Source organism: Pontibacter sp. T17 (assembly GCF_057219875.1).
The window spans coordinates 665,166-679,704 of sequence record NZ_JBXVVW010000002.1; the positions used below are offsets into that span (position 1 = coordinate 665,166).

General features: G+C 58.6%; 15 protein-coding genes and 1 tRNA gene. 7 read left to right on the forward strand and 9 right to left on the reverse strand.

Annotated elements, in window-relative coordinates; all coding sequences use genetic code 11:
* Window positions 1–75: 75 nt before the first annotated feature.
* Window positions 76–1,266 (reverse strand): glycine C-acetyltransferase, encoded by a 1,191-nt coding sequence (gene kbl / locus AC2D8O_RS10860; RefSeq protein WP_484678840.1) that lies wholly within the window; start codon window positions 1,264–1,266, stop codon window positions 76–78.
* Window positions 1,267–1,447: 181 nt separating this feature from the next.
* Here kbl and AC2D8O_RS10865 point away from each other — a divergent pair, with 181 nt between their 5' ends.
* From AC2D8O_RS10865 to AC2D8O_RS10875, 3 genes are all read left to right on the forward strand, one after another.
* The gene (locus AC2D8O_RS10865; RefSeq protein WP_484678841.1) at window positions 1,448–2,650 is read left to right on the forward strand and encodes a SpoIIE family protein phosphatase; all 1,203 of its coding nucleotides are present in this window, start codon (window positions 1,448–1,450) and stop codon (window positions 2,648–2,650) included.
* 132 nt (window positions 2,651–2,782) lie between these two features.
* Entirely contained in the window at window positions 2,783–3,757 is a 975-nt protein-coding gene (locus AC2D8O_RS10870) for a magnesium transporter CorA family protein (protein ID WP_484678842.1), read from the forward strand.
* An 86-nt stretch (window positions 3,758–3,843) separates the two neighbouring features.
* Complete coding sequence (locus AC2D8O_RS10875; RefSeq protein ID WP_484678843.1) at window positions 3,844–4,809, forward strand: NAD-dependent epimerase/dehydratase family protein; 966 nt, start codon at window positions 3,844–3,846, stop codon at window positions 4,807–4,809.
* A 73-nt stretch (window positions 4,810–4,882) separates the two neighbouring features.
* On the opposite strand, the gene AC2D8O_RS10880 is transcribed toward AC2D8O_RS10875, so the two are convergent.
* Complete coding sequence (locus tag AC2D8O_RS10880; RefSeq protein WP_484678844.1) at window positions 4,883–5,638, reverse strand: septal ring lytic transglycosylase RlpA family protein; 756 nt, start codon at window positions 5,636–5,638, stop codon at window positions 4,883–4,885.
* Window positions 5,639–5,708: 70 nt separating this feature from the next.
* Window positions 5,709–6,509, reverse strand: a complete 801-nt coding sequence (locus tag AC2D8O_RS10885) for a hypothetical protein (RefSeq protein ID WP_484678845.1) — start codon at window positions 6,507–6,509, stop codon at window positions 5,709–5,711.
* A 112-nt stretch (window positions 6,510–6,621) separates the two neighbouring features.
* Here AC2D8O_RS10885 and AC2D8O_RS10890 point away from each other — a divergent pair, with 112 nt between their 5' ends.
* A complete protein-coding gene (locus AC2D8O_RS10890; RefSeq protein WP_484678846.1) occupies window positions 6,622–6,858 on the forward strand; it encodes a hypothetical protein in 237 nt (78 codons plus the stop codon).
* Between the two features lie 111 nt (window positions 6,859–6,969).
* On the forward strand, window positions 6,970–7,908 hold the full coding sequence (locus tag AC2D8O_RS10895; protein WP_484678847.1) for an SMP-30/gluconolactonase/LRE family protein: 939 nt from the start codon (window positions 6,970–6,972) through the stop codon (window positions 7,906–7,908).
* 185 nt (window positions 7,909–8,093) lie between these two features.
* Here the strand turns inward: AC2D8O_RS10895 and AC2D8O_RS10900 are convergent, their stop codons facing one another.
* The 4 genes from AC2D8O_RS10900 to nadC form a co-directional block, all read right to left on the reverse strand.
* Window positions 8,094–8,975 (reverse strand): hypothetical protein, encoded by an 882-nt coding sequence (locus tag AC2D8O_RS10900; protein WP_484678848.1) that lies wholly within the window; start codon window positions 8,973–8,975, stop codon window positions 8,094–8,096.
* Between the two features lie 198 nt (window positions 8,976–9,173).
* Window positions 9,174–9,257, reverse strand: a tRNA-Leu gene (locus tag AC2D8O_RS10905).
* Between the two features lie 32 nt (window positions 9,258–9,289).
* Complete coding sequence (gene hscB, locus AC2D8O_RS10910) at window positions 9,290–9,802, reverse strand: Fe-S protein assembly co-chaperone HscB (RefSeq protein ID WP_484678849.1); 513 nt, start codon at window positions 9,800–9,802, stop codon at window positions 9,290–9,292.
* A gap of 2 nt (window positions 9,803–9,804) precedes the next feature.
* A complete protein-coding gene (gene nadC / locus AC2D8O_RS10915) occupies window positions 9,805–10,668 on the reverse strand; it encodes a carboxylating nicotinate-nucleotide diphosphorylase (RefSeq protein ID WP_484678850.1) in 864 nt (287 codons plus the stop codon).
* Window positions 10,669–10,788: 120 nt separating this feature from the next.
* On the opposite strand from nadC, the gene AC2D8O_RS10920 reads away from it, so the two are divergent.
* On the forward strand, window positions 10,789–11,787 hold the full coding sequence (locus tag AC2D8O_RS10920; protein ID WP_484678851.1) for an aldo/keto reductase: 999 nt from the start codon (window positions 10,789–10,791) through the stop codon (window positions 11,785–11,787).
* 75 nt (window positions 11,788–11,862) lie between these two features.
* Here AC2D8O_RS10920 and AC2D8O_RS10925 read toward each other — a convergent pair whose 3' ends face one another.
* Complete coding sequence (locus tag AC2D8O_RS10925) at window positions 11,863–12,276, reverse strand: DUF4783 domain-containing protein (protein WP_484678852.1); 414 nt, start codon at window positions 12,274–12,276, stop codon at window positions 11,863–11,865.
* A 75-nt stretch (window positions 12,277–12,351) separates the two neighbouring features.
* Window positions 12,352–13,692, reverse strand: a complete 1,341-nt coding sequence (locus AC2D8O_RS10930) for a M28 family metallopeptidase (RefSeq protein ID WP_484678853.1) — start codon at window positions 13,690–13,692, stop codon at window positions 12,352–12,354.
* Window positions 13,693–13,864: 172 nt separating this feature from the next.
* Here AC2D8O_RS10930 and AC2D8O_RS10935 point away from each other — a divergent pair, with 172 nt between their 5' ends.
* Window positions 13,865–14,518 (forward strand): hypothetical protein, encoded by a 654-nt coding sequence (locus AC2D8O_RS10935; protein WP_484678854.1) that lies wholly within the window; start codon window positions 13,865–13,867, stop codon window positions 14,516–14,518.
* The last annotated feature ends 21 nt before the right edge of the window (window positions 14,519–14,539 follow it).

Here is a 14,539-nt window from a genome sequence, read left to right on the forward strand (position 1 = left end):
GGACAGCGTTGCCCTGCGAATGGAAACAGCCAGCCTTTGAAGGGCTGGCTGCTGCTTCAAGATTTGGTAGCGGGCTTATTTGAGCACGCCCAGTTGCTTGCCCACCTGGGTGAACGCGGAAATGGCGCGGTCGAGGTGGTGGGTATCATGAGCGGCCGAAAGCTGCACACGGATACGCGCCTGCCCTTTGGGCACTACAGGGTAGTAGAAACCGATGACGTAAATACCCAGCTTCAGCAGTTCTTCGGCAAACTTCTGGGCCAGCGGTGCATCGTAGAGCATGATGGGAACAATGGGGTGCACCCCGGGCTTGATGTCGAAGCCCGCAGCAGTCATCTTCTCACGGAAGTAGTGGGTGTTCTGCTCCAGCTTATCGCGCAGGTTGGTGGTTTCGCTCAGCAGCTTGAACACTTCAATGCTGGCACCTACCACACTGGGCGGCAGGGCGTTGGAGAAGAGGTAAGGGCGCGACCGCTGGCGCAGCATCTCGATGATTTCCTTTCGGCCAGTGGTGAAGCCACCCAGGGCCCCACCCAGCGCCTTGCCCAGCGTGCCCGTGATGATGTCTACACGGCCCATGACATTGGTGTGCTCGATGGTGCCTCGGCCGGTTTTGCCCAGGAAGCCCGTGGCGTGGCATTCGTCTACCATGACGAGGGCGCGGTATTTGTCGGCGAGGTCGCAGATTTTGTCCAGCTGGGCGATGGTGCCGTCCATGGAGAAGCAGCCGTCGGTGACGATGATGCGGTGCTTGCAGTGCTGGGTTTTCTGCAGGCAGGCTTCCAGCTCGGCCATGTCGTTGTGGGCGTAGCGGTGACGCTCGGCTTTGCAAAGACGCACACCGTCAATGATGGAAGCGTGGTTGAGAGCATCGGAGATGATGGCGCTGTCTTCGCCGAAGAGCGGCTCGAACACACCACCGTTGGCATCGAAGCAGGCGGCGTAGAGAATGGTATCTTCCGTGCCGAGGAACTTGGCGATAGCGGCCTCCAGCTCCTTGTGAATGTCCTGTGTGCCGCAGATGAAGCGCACCGAGCTCATGCCGAAGCCGTGGCTGTCGATGGCGCGCTTGGCAGCCTCTACAACGCGCGGATGCGAGCTGAGGCCCAGGTAGTTGTTGGCGCAGAAGTTGAGCACCTCGGCACCATCCTGCAGCCGGATTTCCACGGCCTGGGGCGAAGCGATGATGCGTTCGTTCTTGAAGAGTCCGGCCTCCTGGATTTCCTTGAGGGTCTGGACCAGTTCCGGCTTCAGGGTATCGTACATGACAGTGCGTCGGTTTGGATTGCCGCAAAGATAGGGGCCCAGGCCATGTTGCAGCTACTCTGCCCTGTCAGCCGAAAAGAATGATTCAGGGGCAACACACCAGCGATGGGAACTGTGAAGATTTGCCGTACCTTATATAGAGTAACCGATCCTGAACCTATTCTTTCCTGTCATATCGCCCATGCCCCTGCGGAACATCAGCCTTGAGATGATGGCCCATGCGCTGCACTGCTCGCCGGATGCCCTGGCCATAGCCGACCCCGACGACCGTGTGCTGTATGTAAACCCGGCCTTTGAGCGTATCTATGGCTACACCTCTGCCGAGGTTGTGGGCAAGCCCAGCGCCGTCTTCCGCGCGCCAGGGCACGACACAGAGCAGGCCGCACACATCCTGCCCGAGACCCTGGCCCACAACGGCTGGCAGGGCGAAGTACTGAACCGCCGAAAAGACGGCTCGAAGTTCTTCATACAACTCACTACCAGCCCTGTATATGACGCCGATGGAAAACTGATTGCGCTGATTGGTATAGCCCGCGACATCACCGAACGCAAAGCCCAGGAGCAGACCCTGGCTACCCAGCAGGCGCAGATACAGCAGCAGAAAAACACCATAGAGCAGCGGAACCACGAGCTTACCACCTCCTTGAATCTGGCCCGGCGGCTACAGGAAGTGGCCCTGCCCGAACGTGACCTGCTGCTGAAGCACTTCCCCGAAGTAGTGATTTACAACCGGCCCTATGGTATACTGGCCGGCACCTTCTACTGGTTCTCCAAACAGTTTGACCGGCTGTTTCTGGCTGTGGGTGAATGTCCGGCGGATGGCGCCGCAGGGGCCTACCTCACGCTGCTGGTAAACACCCTGCTGAACCAACTGGTGAACGAGGAATACAACCTGGACCCCGACGATGTGCTGGAACAGCTGCAAACCCGCCTGCTGAAGATTTTTGGCAACGGGCCCGGCACCGCCGACCTGCTGAAGGGTGTACGCATCGGGCTGGCCAGCTTCGCAAGTGACCTGAGCTCGGTAGCGTTTGCCGGTGCGGGACTGTCGCTGCTGGTGTCGCGTGGAGGCGTGATGGAAACACTGGAGGGCGCGCCTACCCCACTGGCGTTTGAGGGCGGCAACTCGTTGGCGGAACCGCCGCCTGTGTGGGAGTATAACCTGAAACCGCAGGATCGGGTGTTCCTGCTGACCCCTGGGCTGGAACACCTGCGCTCGGCCACGGGCCATGAGCCAGGGCGATTCGAGGTGCTGCGTTGGATAGGCCAACACTCACAGGGCACCCTCAACGACCTGTACAACGCGCTGGTGCGGTATCAGATGGACTGGTGTGGCCGCGTGACACCACAGCCCGACACGATGCTGGTGGGTATCCGTATCTGAACCGGAAATTTCGGGCGGGGCGGGCCGGCAGAACCGGCAGATAAGTGTACCTTGCGACGCTTTTTCGGGGACGCGTTCCCTGCACCCATGTAAACCTCCCGTTCATCCTTCGATTTCCCGCCCAGCGCAGTCATGATCAGCGTGTACCAACTGGAGCAGCGCGTTACCACACACCCGGAAACGCTGCCCGTGGCGAAAGACCCCTGCTGGATCAATCTTTCCGGCCCCACACACAACGAACTGCATCAGCTGCACCATGCGTACGGCATTCCGATGGAGTTTCTGACCGCCGCGCTGGACCCCGATGAACGCGCCCGCTTTGAGGTAGAAGACGATGTGCAGCTCTTCCTGCTGCGTATCCCCATCGCTTACGAGCCCCAGAGCCCTGACGAAGAAGACGCCGAAATTCTGCCCGGCGTACCCTATATCACCCGACCACTGGGCCTCATCTTTGCCCAAAACGTCATCATCAGCGTGTGCTCGAAGGAGAACACCGTAATTGGCGACTTTCTGGAAGCCAAGGTGAAAGCCTTTGACCCCCGCAAACGCAGCCGGTTCCTGTTGCAGGTGTTTCACCGCACGGTGCTGAAATACCTCCGCTTCCTGAAAGACATAGACCTGCAGACCAACCGCATAGAGCAGGAACTGCAACAGAACCTGAAGAACGAAGACGTGATCAGGCTGATGAACCAGGAGAAGAGCCTGGTGTACTTCACGACCTCGTTGCGGAGCAACCACTTCATGTTCAAGCGTCTGCGTAAATCGTCGCTGCTGAAACCGCTGACCGAAGACGACCGCGAGCTGTTTGAGGATGTGATGCTGGACTGTGCCCAAGCCATTCACATGGCGGGCATCTACACGAACATCCTGAATGGCCTGATGGACGCCTTTGCGTCGGTCATCAACAACAACCTGAACCACGTGATGAAGTCGCTGACGAAAATCACAATCATCCTGATGCTGCCCACACTGGTTGCCAGCATATATGGGATGAACGTGGGGCTGCCGTTCCAGAACTCGCCGTGGGCCTTCGCCATTGTGATGTTCATCTGCTTTCTGGCAGGCGGCATCGGCTGGGCGCTCTTCAGCCTGGGCCGGCGCTACTGAGCCCTCTGCGAGCTTTTCCGAACAGTTGTTCGGGTGCGCAGGGTTGTGTTACTTCGCGGCATCCATTCCCAACCTCCGATACATCCATGACCACACCTCCACGGGTATTGCTGATTGGCGCAGGCGGGCAGATTGGCACCGAGCTGATTGCCGCCATGAGCCAGCGCTACGGCGCGGCCAACCTGCTGGCCACCGACTTCCGTGAGATACCAGCCGACAAACTGCACGGCGCACGTTTCGAACAACTGAACGTGATGGACCGCGCCCGGCTGGAACAGCTGATGGACGACTTCAGGCCGACGGTGATTTACCACCTGGCAGCGACCCTTTCTGCGGCTGGCGAAAAAGACCCCAAACATGCCTGGGCCCTCAACATGGACGGCCTGTTCCATGTGCTGGACCTGGCCGTGGAGAAGAAGACCGAGCGCGTATTCTGGCCCAGCAGCATTGCGGCTTTCGGCCCCAACACCCCCAAAGTAAGCACCCCGCAGGACTGCGTGATGGACCCCACCAGCATGTACGGCATCACGAAGCTGGCAGGCGAGCGCCTCTGCGAATACTACCACAAACGCTACGGTCTGGATGTGCGCAGTCTGCGCTACCCCGGCATCATCAGCTGGACAGCGCCCCCCGGCGGCGGCACCACCGACTACGCCGTGCACATCTTCCACGAGGCCCTGGCCACCAACTCATATACCTGCTTTCTGGGGCCGGAGAGTGAGCTGCCGATGATGTACATGCCCGATGCTGTGAAGGCCACCCTGATGCTGATGGAAGCCCCCGCCGAGCAGGTGAAGATCCGCAGCAGCTACAACCTCGCTGGCTTCAGCTTCACCCCTGCACAGATTGCCGCCGAGCTGACCAAGCTGAAGCCAGGCTTCAGCATCAGCTACGCACCCGACTTCCGGCAGGCCATTGCCGACTCGTGGCCCAAGAGCATTGACGACAGCCGCGCCCGCACCGACTGGGGCTGGAAGCACGAGTTTGACCTTGTGGCCATGACCCGCGAAATGCTGACGAATCTGGCCCGCGAAAAGGGCGTGCAGCTCTGAAACTGCCAACCGCAACGACGACAAAGACCCCGCATTCCGGGGTCTTTTCTGTTTAAGGGCAGCAAACCCATGCTCAGTGGTAACGGGCCGGGAAGGGCTGGTAGCCCTGCTGCTTCAGCTCCTGCATGCTCAGGCGGGCATCGTCGGCATCTTCAAAGACGCCTACCAGCACTTTGTAGGGCACGGCCTTGGCAGCCACCACCTGTATGTAAACACGGCGATAGCCAGCGTTGCGCACCCGCGTAGCCAATGCCCGGGCCGCCGCCAGTTCGGAGAACGCGCCAATCTGCACGCCCCAGTCACCGGAGGGGTCGGCAGGCTTGCCTTCCAGGTCGTATACCCCCTTTTTGCTGAAGGCGACAGAAGGGGTTTTGGATCGCTTGGGAGCTTTTTCAGGCTTGGTTTTGGCAGGTTTGGGCGCCTTTGCTGGCTTCGGCTTGCTGTCTGTAATGGCGCCAGCAGCACCCTTGGGCACTTCCACCACCTCGATGCGGACGGCAGCTACGCCCTCGCGGATGAGGTCCAGTTCGCGGGCGGCGGCAGGCGACACGTCGATGATGCGGCCAGGCTTGAAGGGGCCGCGGTCGTTGACCCGCACCACCACCGACTTGCCATTGTCCTGGTTCTCTACCCGCACCAACGTACCAAAAGGCAGTGTACGGTGGGCAGCGGTAAACTTGCGGATGTCGAACCGCTCGCCACTGGAGGTAGACCGGCCGTGGAATTTATCGGAGTAATAAGAGGCCTCTCCTTTCTCGGAATAGCCCACCTGGGCGCACAACGGCAGCGCGGCTGCCAGCCACAGGAGCAGAAGGGGAAGTCGTCGCATGGGCTAAAAATAGCAAAGGCCGCGCCAAACGGCGGGCCTTCGTGGAATCCGAATCGGGTTCGGTGGATTATCAGCAGGGATTGACGGGCGCAATGCCGCCGAAGAGCAGGGCTTCGTCGTTGGCCTTGATTGGCTCCTGCGCCCATTTAGAACGGTTGGCAGGGTCGTAGAGCAGCTTCGCCGCATTCTCTTTGGCCAATGCTTCAGGCATCTCCATATACACCAGCCAGCCGTATACATTGAGCGGAACCCGCACAGTGGCTGCTTTTCCCTCGCGCATGAGGGCATAGCTGAGGGCAAGGTAGTCCCAGGTAATGCGCTCTTTGTTTTCGAGCGGGGCGAGGAGTTTCAGCAGCTGCTCGCGGAAACCGGGGGTATCGAGCAGGCCAGCTGGAGGTTGAGTAGAGAGCGTTTTCAGTTCCTCGCGGGTAGCGAAATGAATACCGCGGCGGGTATCTACTACCTGGAAGGCCGAACGCAGGCTGCCGAAGAGATACGAGGAATTGGCAGTGACCGCGCCATAACAGCCGTCTCCAATGCAGCGAAGAAAGCCTGGCTCTGCAACCGCCTTGGCATCCCCCTGGCTTTCCTCACAATCACACTTGATGTAATGACTGGTGTTGGCCACGGGTGTACCTGCATTGGTACGGTTCATCAGCCACACGCCATCGGGCAGGATATAGCGGAGCTCGGTGGCAGTGGGCTGCCACACGACCGTGCCCGCGGGCATCATTAAGCCGCCCTGCAAGGTGGGCTCGGTAAGGGTGTAGCTCTCGACACTGGTGCGTCGGTTGCTGCTGCCATTCCAGGTAAAGGCGGCCATAATAACCAGCACTACCCCCAATACTATAATCCGATGGGTTGCTTTCATAGAAGAGAAATGAGCGATATGTAAAGCCGAAGCAAGCAAACGGAAAGCGCATCTGCAAGCAGCAGACACCCAATACACCCCTACAAGGCCATCTGTTAACTAACCTGTAACAATGAGGCGGTTAGATTCGACCGCGGGACTCCTGCTGGCGCTGCTCATGCCTACGAATACGGCCAGCACCGAAGCCCATCGGCGGGCACTGGTATATGTATGCGACAGCCGCGGTTCGGTGGCGTATCACAAGCGTGAGCGGTGTTCGGGCTTGCAGCGGTGCACGCACACCATCATCCGCATAAGCGACAGCGAGGCCCGCGACCGCGGCAAGCGCCCCTGCAAGCTGTGCTGGTGAAAACAGAAAAAATCAAGCAGAGACTGCGTACTTTCTCGAACGAAAGGCAAAGAAATATTAAGGTCGGTTCTGTACCAGCAGATATCATCTTAAAAGCCTGAAGTTCGCACAATGAAACATAAGCTTGCTTTACTGGCACTGGGCGCGAGCCTGCTCTTCTCGGCCTGTAGCAAAGACGAAATTGTAACCACAGAGCCAGTGCCCGAGGGGTACGTTTACTGGACGAATTATACCCACGTGTTCCGTGTATCGGAAAACGGAGGAAAAGTAGACACTCTCCACCACAACCTTTATGACCCTGAGAAAATCCAATTTGTCCCGTCTGTCAAGAAACTGCTGGTCTTTAATTATTACCGCGACAGCGCCAACCTTATCAAACATGAAGTCCTGCTGATGGACAGAGCGCCAGGTGGCAGCTACACGAAGGTATTGGATGAAAACTCCAGCCCATTGGTGCGTGGCCTCTGGGGGGGGCTGGCCGCCGATGCGAAAGGCAACTTCTGGCTGACTGCTTCTGATGGAGTTTACGGAACAATTGCAAAGGGCAGAATCGGCTCCAGCGCTTTGGATACTATTTACAGCCGACATTATTTTGACCGTTACTATGTGGATTCGTATTCGTTCTCGGTCAACGCAGAAGGCTCCAAGCTATACATTGCCAGCACTGACCGGGATGACAGAACCAAGCATCGCATTTGGGAGATGAATGCCGACGGCACTGGTTCTCCACGACTACTCATACAGACTACAAATGAAAATGCGATTGGTGCAATCGCATTGGATGAAAAGAACGGGCGCATGCTTTTCCTGCATTACAATGAAGGCATTTATAGCGTGAAGCTGGACGGCACAGGCCTACAGAAACTGCATGCCGTTACAGCAGCTGATAACTTTGCGGCCCTGGCATACTCACCTGACAGGAACCGACTGTACATAGGCTCATATAGCCGTAACAAGCCTGTTTACTATATTGAAGCAGTAGCAAACGCCCGTCTCGACAGCCTGACAGCACCTGTTTATGGATTGACCTATGGCATTGCCGTGTACTGAGACAATCTGCGCACACAGCACAGCAACCGCTGATGGTTGGTGGCCTACTGCCGTTTACAACGTCCACATTAGTCACAGCGAAGCTGGCGACCGGGGCAAGCGCCCCTGCAAGCTGTGCTGGTGAAAACCGAAAGTCCCGGCGTTAACCGGGGCTTTTGTTTTAGTGGAGTGGCCTTCTGCTGCTGCTACTCGGCCTCTTCGCCCTGACTTACCTTCATCTCGCAGGAATTGCAGGAGCCTGCCTTGCAAATCTTTACAGAGCCCGCGACTGCTGTATCAAACGTGCAGCCTACAGGGCCAGACAGGCATTTGCAGGAATACTTCGGCCCGCCATCCTTGTGCCTTGGCATCTGATTGCGGTCAGTTGCCAGGTCGGCCAGGTCGGCCTGAATGTCCATCACTGCCAGATAGCCATAAACGGAAACTGGCACCTGCACAAACCGCTCTTTCTGGCCGTACATGAAGCTGTAGGCCGCTTCCAACTCCTCGTATGACTGAGCTGACTCTTTTTCCAGCTTTTGCATCATCCCCAACAGGTCTGCACGAAACTGGGGCAGTGCCAGTAGCCCAGCAGGCGCCGATCGCTTCAGACTCGCCAGTTCTTCGTCCGTGGCAAAGTGGACGCCTTTCCGTACGTCCACCACCGTAGCACCCCCAATGCTGTAGGATTCTTCCGCGCCGGGCGTCTGCTGGCCCAGACAGCCTGCAAGACAGGTGCCCTGTTCCTGTGCACATGCCAGATAGTTACCCCGCACCACCACATCGCATCCACCACTTACACCATCCTTGCAGGCGCACTTGTAGAGAAAGGAAGAGAGCATCACGGGGCTATCACCCAAACCAGTGCCCAACAGATAGACCCCTTCTGGCAACTGCACCTTGTAGGCGTTGCTGCCCGCTCGCCAATAACTGGTTCCTGCTGGAACCTCTACCTCGCCGACCTTCATCGGCTGCTGGGCTACCGCTTTTTCCGAGTTACCAGGGTTGGGCGTATCACCCGTCTCCTTGCTACAGGCACTGATCAGCACCCATATGGCAAGGCCAAAGAAAAAACTGATGCGTTTCACACAGGTAAGGATTTACCATGATAACGACAAGTAAATCCACCTATTATCCAGTCAAATTTCGGAACAGGAGCGACATTTACAGCCGCTCCGCAGACAGACAGAGGTACCAACCAAAACCACAAAAGCCCCGGAGTTAACCGAGGCTTCTGTGGCAATTCTGTGGCAAATAAGCCCCCTGTGGTAGCAGGGGGCAATTTGTGCCCAAGACCGGACTCGAACCGATACGGGGGTTTAGCCCAGTGGTGTTTGAGACCACCGCGTCTACCATTCCGCCACTTGGGCAAGTGGAGCGCAAATATACGTTTCTGGCCGACTTATCCAGCAACTTTTGCCAGCGCTTGCTTCAGCCGCAGCACATACTTGCGGCGCAGGTGCAGGTCCATCGCCTGGGCCAGTGCGGTATGGGCGGCCTCGTCGGCGGCCAAGAGCAGGGCAATCTGCTGTGAGAAGCCGTCGGCCAGCTGATTGATCTGCAAGGCCAGTTCGGCAGCCTTGGCGGTATCCTGGCTCATCTGCACATCTTCCACCGCTTCGTTGATGTCCATCATTTCCATGAGGAAATCGTTAGGCAGGGCGGGCGTCTGGCCGGATACCCAAACGCCTTTCAGCTCCAACAGGTGCTCAAGGCGGGCGCTGTCATCGTTCAGCAGTTTGAACGCGGCGTTGACCTCGCTGCTGCGGCGCAGGGCCTCAGACTGTTCCTGTGGCGTAGCCTGGGTATAGAAATCGGGGTGCAGGGCACGGCTGTGGGCCATCCACGTCTGGCGCAGGGCCGCCTTGTCAATGGCGTAGCGCAGGGGCAGGCCAAACACTTCGAAGGCGTTCATGGTCAGAGGGCTTTGAGAGAAATGTCGAGGCTCTTGACGCTGTGGGTAAGCGACCCCATCGAGATGAAATCGACGCCAGTGGCAGCCACTTCGGCGAGGTTGTCGAGGGTGATGCCGCCGCTGGCTTCGGTTTCAAACCGGCTGGCAACCAGATGGGTGGCAGTACGAAGCTGGTCGGGGGTCATGTTGTCGAGCAGGATGCGTTGTACAAGGCCCTCGCCGTGGCTGAGCACCGCTTCCACCTCGGCCAGATTGCGGGTCTCGATTTCCACTGCCAAGCCCAAGCCTTTGCTGGCGAGATAGCTGCGTGTAGCGGACAGTGCCTGGGCAATGCCTCCGGCGAAATCGACATGGTTGTCCTTGATGAGAATCATGTCGAAGAGACCGAAGCGATGATTGACGCCACCGCCAATGCGCACGGCCCACTTCTCGAGCACGCGGATAAGGGGGGTAGTCTTGCGGGTGTCGAGGATGCGGCAGCGGGTGCCAGCGGTGAGGTCTACAGCGCGGCGGGTCTGGGTGGCAACACCGCTCATACGCTGCATGACATTGAGCACCAGCCGCTCGCCTGCCAGCAGGGAGTGTGTGCTGCCTGTAACGGTGAACGCGACATCGCCGGGCTTCACCGCCACGCCGTCTTCCAGCAGTTGGTGAAACTGCACGGCGGGGTCCAGCAGTTCGAAGGCGCGACGGGCAAAGGCCACGCCTGCCAGCGTACCGGTGTCCTTGACCAGACAGCGCGCCCCACCCTGCGTACCAGCGGGAATGGTGGCAAGGGAAGTGTGATCGCCCGAACCGATGTCCTCGGCGAACGCCTGGCGGATAATGTCATCTACCTGCTGCTGAAAGGGAGCGCTGTGGTTCATGGGGACGAAGGTCGCAAAAAGCGCGGGCCGAAGGAAATCTGACGATAGCTGAACTTAGCGCCTCTACATTTGTTGAAACAGCAGACGCAAGCACGTCCATTCACTCCTTTCAATACTCTTATGTATCCCACCCGCCAACTGGGCCGTCAGGGCCTTGAGGTTTCGGCAATCGGGCTTGGCTGCATGGGCATGTCGGGCATTCCGGGCATGACCGGCGTATATGGCCCCGCCGATGAAGCCGAATCCATTGCGACGCTGCACCACGCGCTGGAAATCGGCGTGACCTTTCTGGACACCGCCGAGGTGTATGGCCCCTACACCAACGAAGACCTGCTGGGCCGCGCCCTGAAAGGCAAGCGCACGCAGGCAGTCATCGCCACGAAGTTTGGCTTCAAGCTGGACGAGCAGGGCCAGAACCGCGGCGTAGACAGCAATCCGGCCACCATTCGTGCCCGTGTAGAGGCCAGCCTGCGCCGCCTCCAGACCGACTACATTGACCTGCTGTATCAGCACCGCGTAGACCCAGCCTTCCCCATCGAAGAAGTAGTAGGAGAAATGGCACGGCTGGTGGAAGAAGGCAAAGTGCGCTTCCTGGGCCTGAGCGAAGCCGGGCCGCAAACCCTGCGCCGGGCACATGCCGTGCACCCCATTTCGGCGCTGCAAAGTGAATACAGCCTATGGGAGCGCGGCATTGAGGAGAACATCCTGCCGACAATCCGCGAACTGGGCATTGGCCTGGTACCCTACAGCCCGCTGGGCCGGGGCTTCCTGACGGGCAGCTTCACGCAGAACGGGGTGGAACTGGGCGACTACCGCAGCCGGGACCCGCGTTGGTCGCCGGAAAACCACGCGCAGAACCTGCGACTGGTGGCGGTAGTAAAAGAGATTGCCACTGAGCGCAACGCCACCGCCGGGCAGGTGGCACTGGCCTGGCTGCTGCATCAGGGACAGGACGTAGCGCCGATCCCTGGCACCAAGCGCCGCAGCTATCTGGACGAGAACGCCGCCGCCGCCCACCTGACGCTGAGCCCTGCCGAACTGGAACGCCTGGGCCTGTTGGTGCAGCAAGTGGCAGGTGCCCGCTACGGTGAGGGCGCGATGAAACTGATTGAACGCTGAGCAGCTGTTATCTGCGGAAAAAAGAACAGCTCCCTTTGTAGGGGAGCTGTTTTTGCATTTGGGGCTGCCAGAACGTCAGTCGTCGCTGCGCTCGAAGCGGATGGTGTCGACAAGGTACTGGGTGCCGTATTTCTTCATGTAGATGGTAGTATTGAAGGTGCCACGGCCCGAGACATAAGAGCCCACGGAATAGTAGGTGTCGCCGCTGTTGCCGCGGTGTACCAGACTGAACGACTTGACGGGGTAGCTCTGAAAGAACTCCTTGAGCACGAACTGCGCCTGGGCACGGGCATAGTCCTGGTCAGCGTCTATGATGGTGAGTTCGACGGTTTTGTTGAGGAAACGCGCCAAGCCGTTGGCGTCGCCGGAACGAATGGCGGTTTCAAGTTGGCTGAACACTTCATCGGAGCTCTGGGCTTTTGCCCAGTTTGGGACGGTCAGTGTCAGCATGGCAAAGAAAAAGGCCGCTAGCGTGCTGAAACGTGTCATGTGGTGAGAGTAGACGAAAACTGTGCCAAATGACGCAGAAAAGCTGTCGCGGCGCCAGTCCCGCATATGCGTGATTCAGTTTGTGGACGACTTTCCGTAACGTGTCCTGAAATAACGAATTACCAACTCCTGAAGCCGCGGGAAGGCCTGAAGGCTTAATTCGGCCGGATTGTCCTGGACATCGTGGTAATAAGGGGCACCCCCTTCGGCATAAAAAAAGAGGGCAGGCACCCCCAATTGCGTGAAGGGCCAGTGGTCAGAATTGGGGGCGTTGGGGCGTTTGCGGAGGGCTGGCAACAGTTTGAGGCTGTCGTTCAACGCCACCAGCGGCTCGTAAATGGCTGGGTACGTGGCCCCACCTACGGCCATCACCCCTTTTTCGCCGTAGCCCATTAGATCGACATTGAAGACGAAGGGGATGGAGCGGAGCGGCATTGGGGCCGGGCGGCCTGCATAAAATGAGGAACCATTCAGTCCTGTTTCTTCGGCTCCGAAAGCCACAAACACGACGGGTATGCGCAGGCCGCCTTCGTCGCGGAGGCGCTTGGCCAAAGCCAGGAGCCATGCCACGCCCGAGGCATTGTCATTGGCCCCGCGGAAAATGGCATCGCCGAGGCGCCCCAGATGGTCGTAGTGGGCACAGACAACGATGGCACTGTCGGTGGCCTGTTGGCCAGGCAGCCAGCCTACCACATTCTGGGAATGGATACGGCGCATACTGGCCTGTACCTCCACCTGTATCTGCCGCGGGCGGCGTGGCAGGTCGGAGGCCAACACCTCCAGAAGCAGGAGGTCGGCCTGGGCGGCGCTGAAGGAATAAGTGAGCTTATTCACCACGAAGAGGATGCCTGCTGCACCGAGAGCCCGGGTCATTTTCAGTTGCTGAGCCAGCTGTTTGTACTGTCTGCGTATGCTATCGGGCCAGGTTGCATTCTGGGGCCAACCTTCGCGAATGAGGAGCAGAGCACCCCGTGCATCGGGGTTTTTGGCAGCTTTTTCCCAGTCGGCAGGGGTGCCATATTGAAGGTCCAGCAGCGGGAGCCTGCGTTGGGGGCTGGCCGCGGTGGCTGGGTGAGGCAAAAACTGATAGCCTGCCCGCAGTGGCCTGCGACCGAAAGAGAGTTCCGCCTGTTCTATCTGATTGACCTGGAAGGAAAAAAACTGGAGGTAAGGATCTTCAGGACGGTTGGGCGCGATGGGCGCGAGGTCGAGCTGGGCAAAGCGACTGGCGATGTAGCGGGCCGCCTTGAGGTGCCCCTGCTGTTGATAGCCCCTGCCATGGAGTGAGTCGGAGCAGAGGATGGCGATGTCGGCGCGGGCCTGGGCCATCATGGCGGTTGAATCGTGCTGGCGGGCAAGGGCACTCCCCCATCCCAGCAGCAATATCAGGCACAGGCAAACAACGGATTTCCCCACAGACGATGTGTTTCGCCAAAGAAAAGACAAAGCCGCCATATGGACAGTACCTGTTTGGCGAAAAAGCAAAAGACGTCACTTTGCAGGTGCGCCTAGACGTAAAGAGGTTATATTGGCGTTGAAAGCAAGAATGGTGAAGCCCTTATTCCTTCTGTCGGTGTTGCTGTGTGGGATGCTGCCGAGCAGCCTACAGGCGCAGAAGACCGCTCCCAGCAATCGTTTCCAGGAGAAACGGGTGGCGCTCTATGTGTCGAAGAAGAACTTCCAGTTCAGTGAAGCCTACAACATTCTGTTCTCGGGGCTGTTGCAGCGCAACGATACACTGGGGCTGTCGGAGACCGACATTCGCACTGGCACCACTATCAAGCTGGGCACGCTGATGACCCAGGTGCTGAACGACAAAATGCGGGCCTACGGAAGCTATTTCGTAAACGGCGTTCCCGGTCTGGCACAGGCTTTTGTTGGCAGCGCAGAAGCGGGACAGTTCGACTTCAACGCCGTACACGGCGCCGTGCCCGAAGGAACCGACTATGTACTGGTGGTAGACAACATCTGGATGGGTACCACGGTGCGCGTATCGACCTTTGCCTACAGCAACCAACTGTATACCGAGCGCCGCAAGGTGAAGCTGGCACGGCTGCATGCCGAACTCTACGACGTGCGCAGCCGCCGCAAGGTGCGCGACGTGGTGCTGAACTACGACGACGACAAAGCCCCCATGGCGCGTGCCTACTTTGTGGCCGACGCCAGTACCCCACCTGCACAGACCTTTCTGTATCGGCTGTTCAACACCCTGTTTGCCGACCTGAATCAACTGGAAAACTGAGCCCCGGGCTCACCCTCAACC

Excerpts from the sequence above, each read along its gene's own strand:
- kbl (WP_484678840.1), bottom strand. The coding sequence starts at position 1,266 with ATGTACGATACCCTGAAGCCGGAACTGGTCCAGACCCTCAAGGAAATC.
- AC2D8O_RS10865 (WP_484678841.1), top strand. The coding sequence starts at position 1,448 with ATGCCCCTGCGGAACATCAGCCTTGAGATGATGGCCCATGCGCTGCAC.
- AC2D8O_RS10870 (WP_484678842.1), top strand. The coding sequence starts at position 2,783 with ATGATCAGCGTGTACCAACTGGAGCAGCGCGTTACCACACACCCGGAA.
- AC2D8O_RS10875 (WP_484678843.1), top strand. The coding sequence starts at position 3,844 with ATGACCACACCTCCACGGGTATTGCTGATTGGCGCAGGCGGGCAGATT.
- AC2D8O_RS10880 (WP_484678844.1), bottom strand. The coding sequence starts at position 5,638 with ATGCGACGACTTCCCCTTCTGCTCCTGTGGCTGGCAGCCGCGCTGCCG.
- AC2D8O_RS10885 (WP_484678845.1), bottom strand. The coding sequence starts at position 6,509 with ATGAAAGCAACCCATCGGATTATAGTATTGGGGGTAGTGCTGGTTATT.
- AC2D8O_RS10890 (WP_484678846.1), top strand. The coding sequence starts at position 6,622 with ATGAGGCGGTTAGATTCGACCGCGGGACTCCTGCTGGCGCTGCTCATG.
- AC2D8O_RS10895 (WP_484678847.1), top strand. The coding sequence starts at position 6,970 with ATGAAACATAAGCTTGCTTTACTGGCACTGGGCGCGAGCCTGCTCTTC.
- hscB (WP_484678849.1), bottom strand. The coding sequence starts at position 9,802 with ATGAACGCCTTCGAAGTGTTTGGCCTGCCCCTGCGCTACGCCATTGAC.
- nadC (WP_484678850.1), bottom strand. The coding sequence starts at position 10,668 with ATGAACCACAGCGCTCCCTTTCAGCAGCAGGTAGATGACATTATCCGC.
- AC2D8O_RS10920 (WP_484678851.1), top strand. The coding sequence starts at position 10,789 with ATGTATCCCACCCGCCAACTGGGCCGTCAGGGCCTTGAGGTTTCGGCA.
- AC2D8O_RS10925 (WP_484678852.1), bottom strand. The coding sequence starts at position 12,276 with ATGACACGTTTCAGCACGCTAGCGGCCTTTTTCTTTGCCATGCTGACA.
- AC2D8O_RS10935 (WP_484678854.1), top strand. The coding sequence starts at position 13,865 with ATGCTGCCGAGCAGCCTACAGGCGCAGAAGACCGCTCCCAGCAATCGT.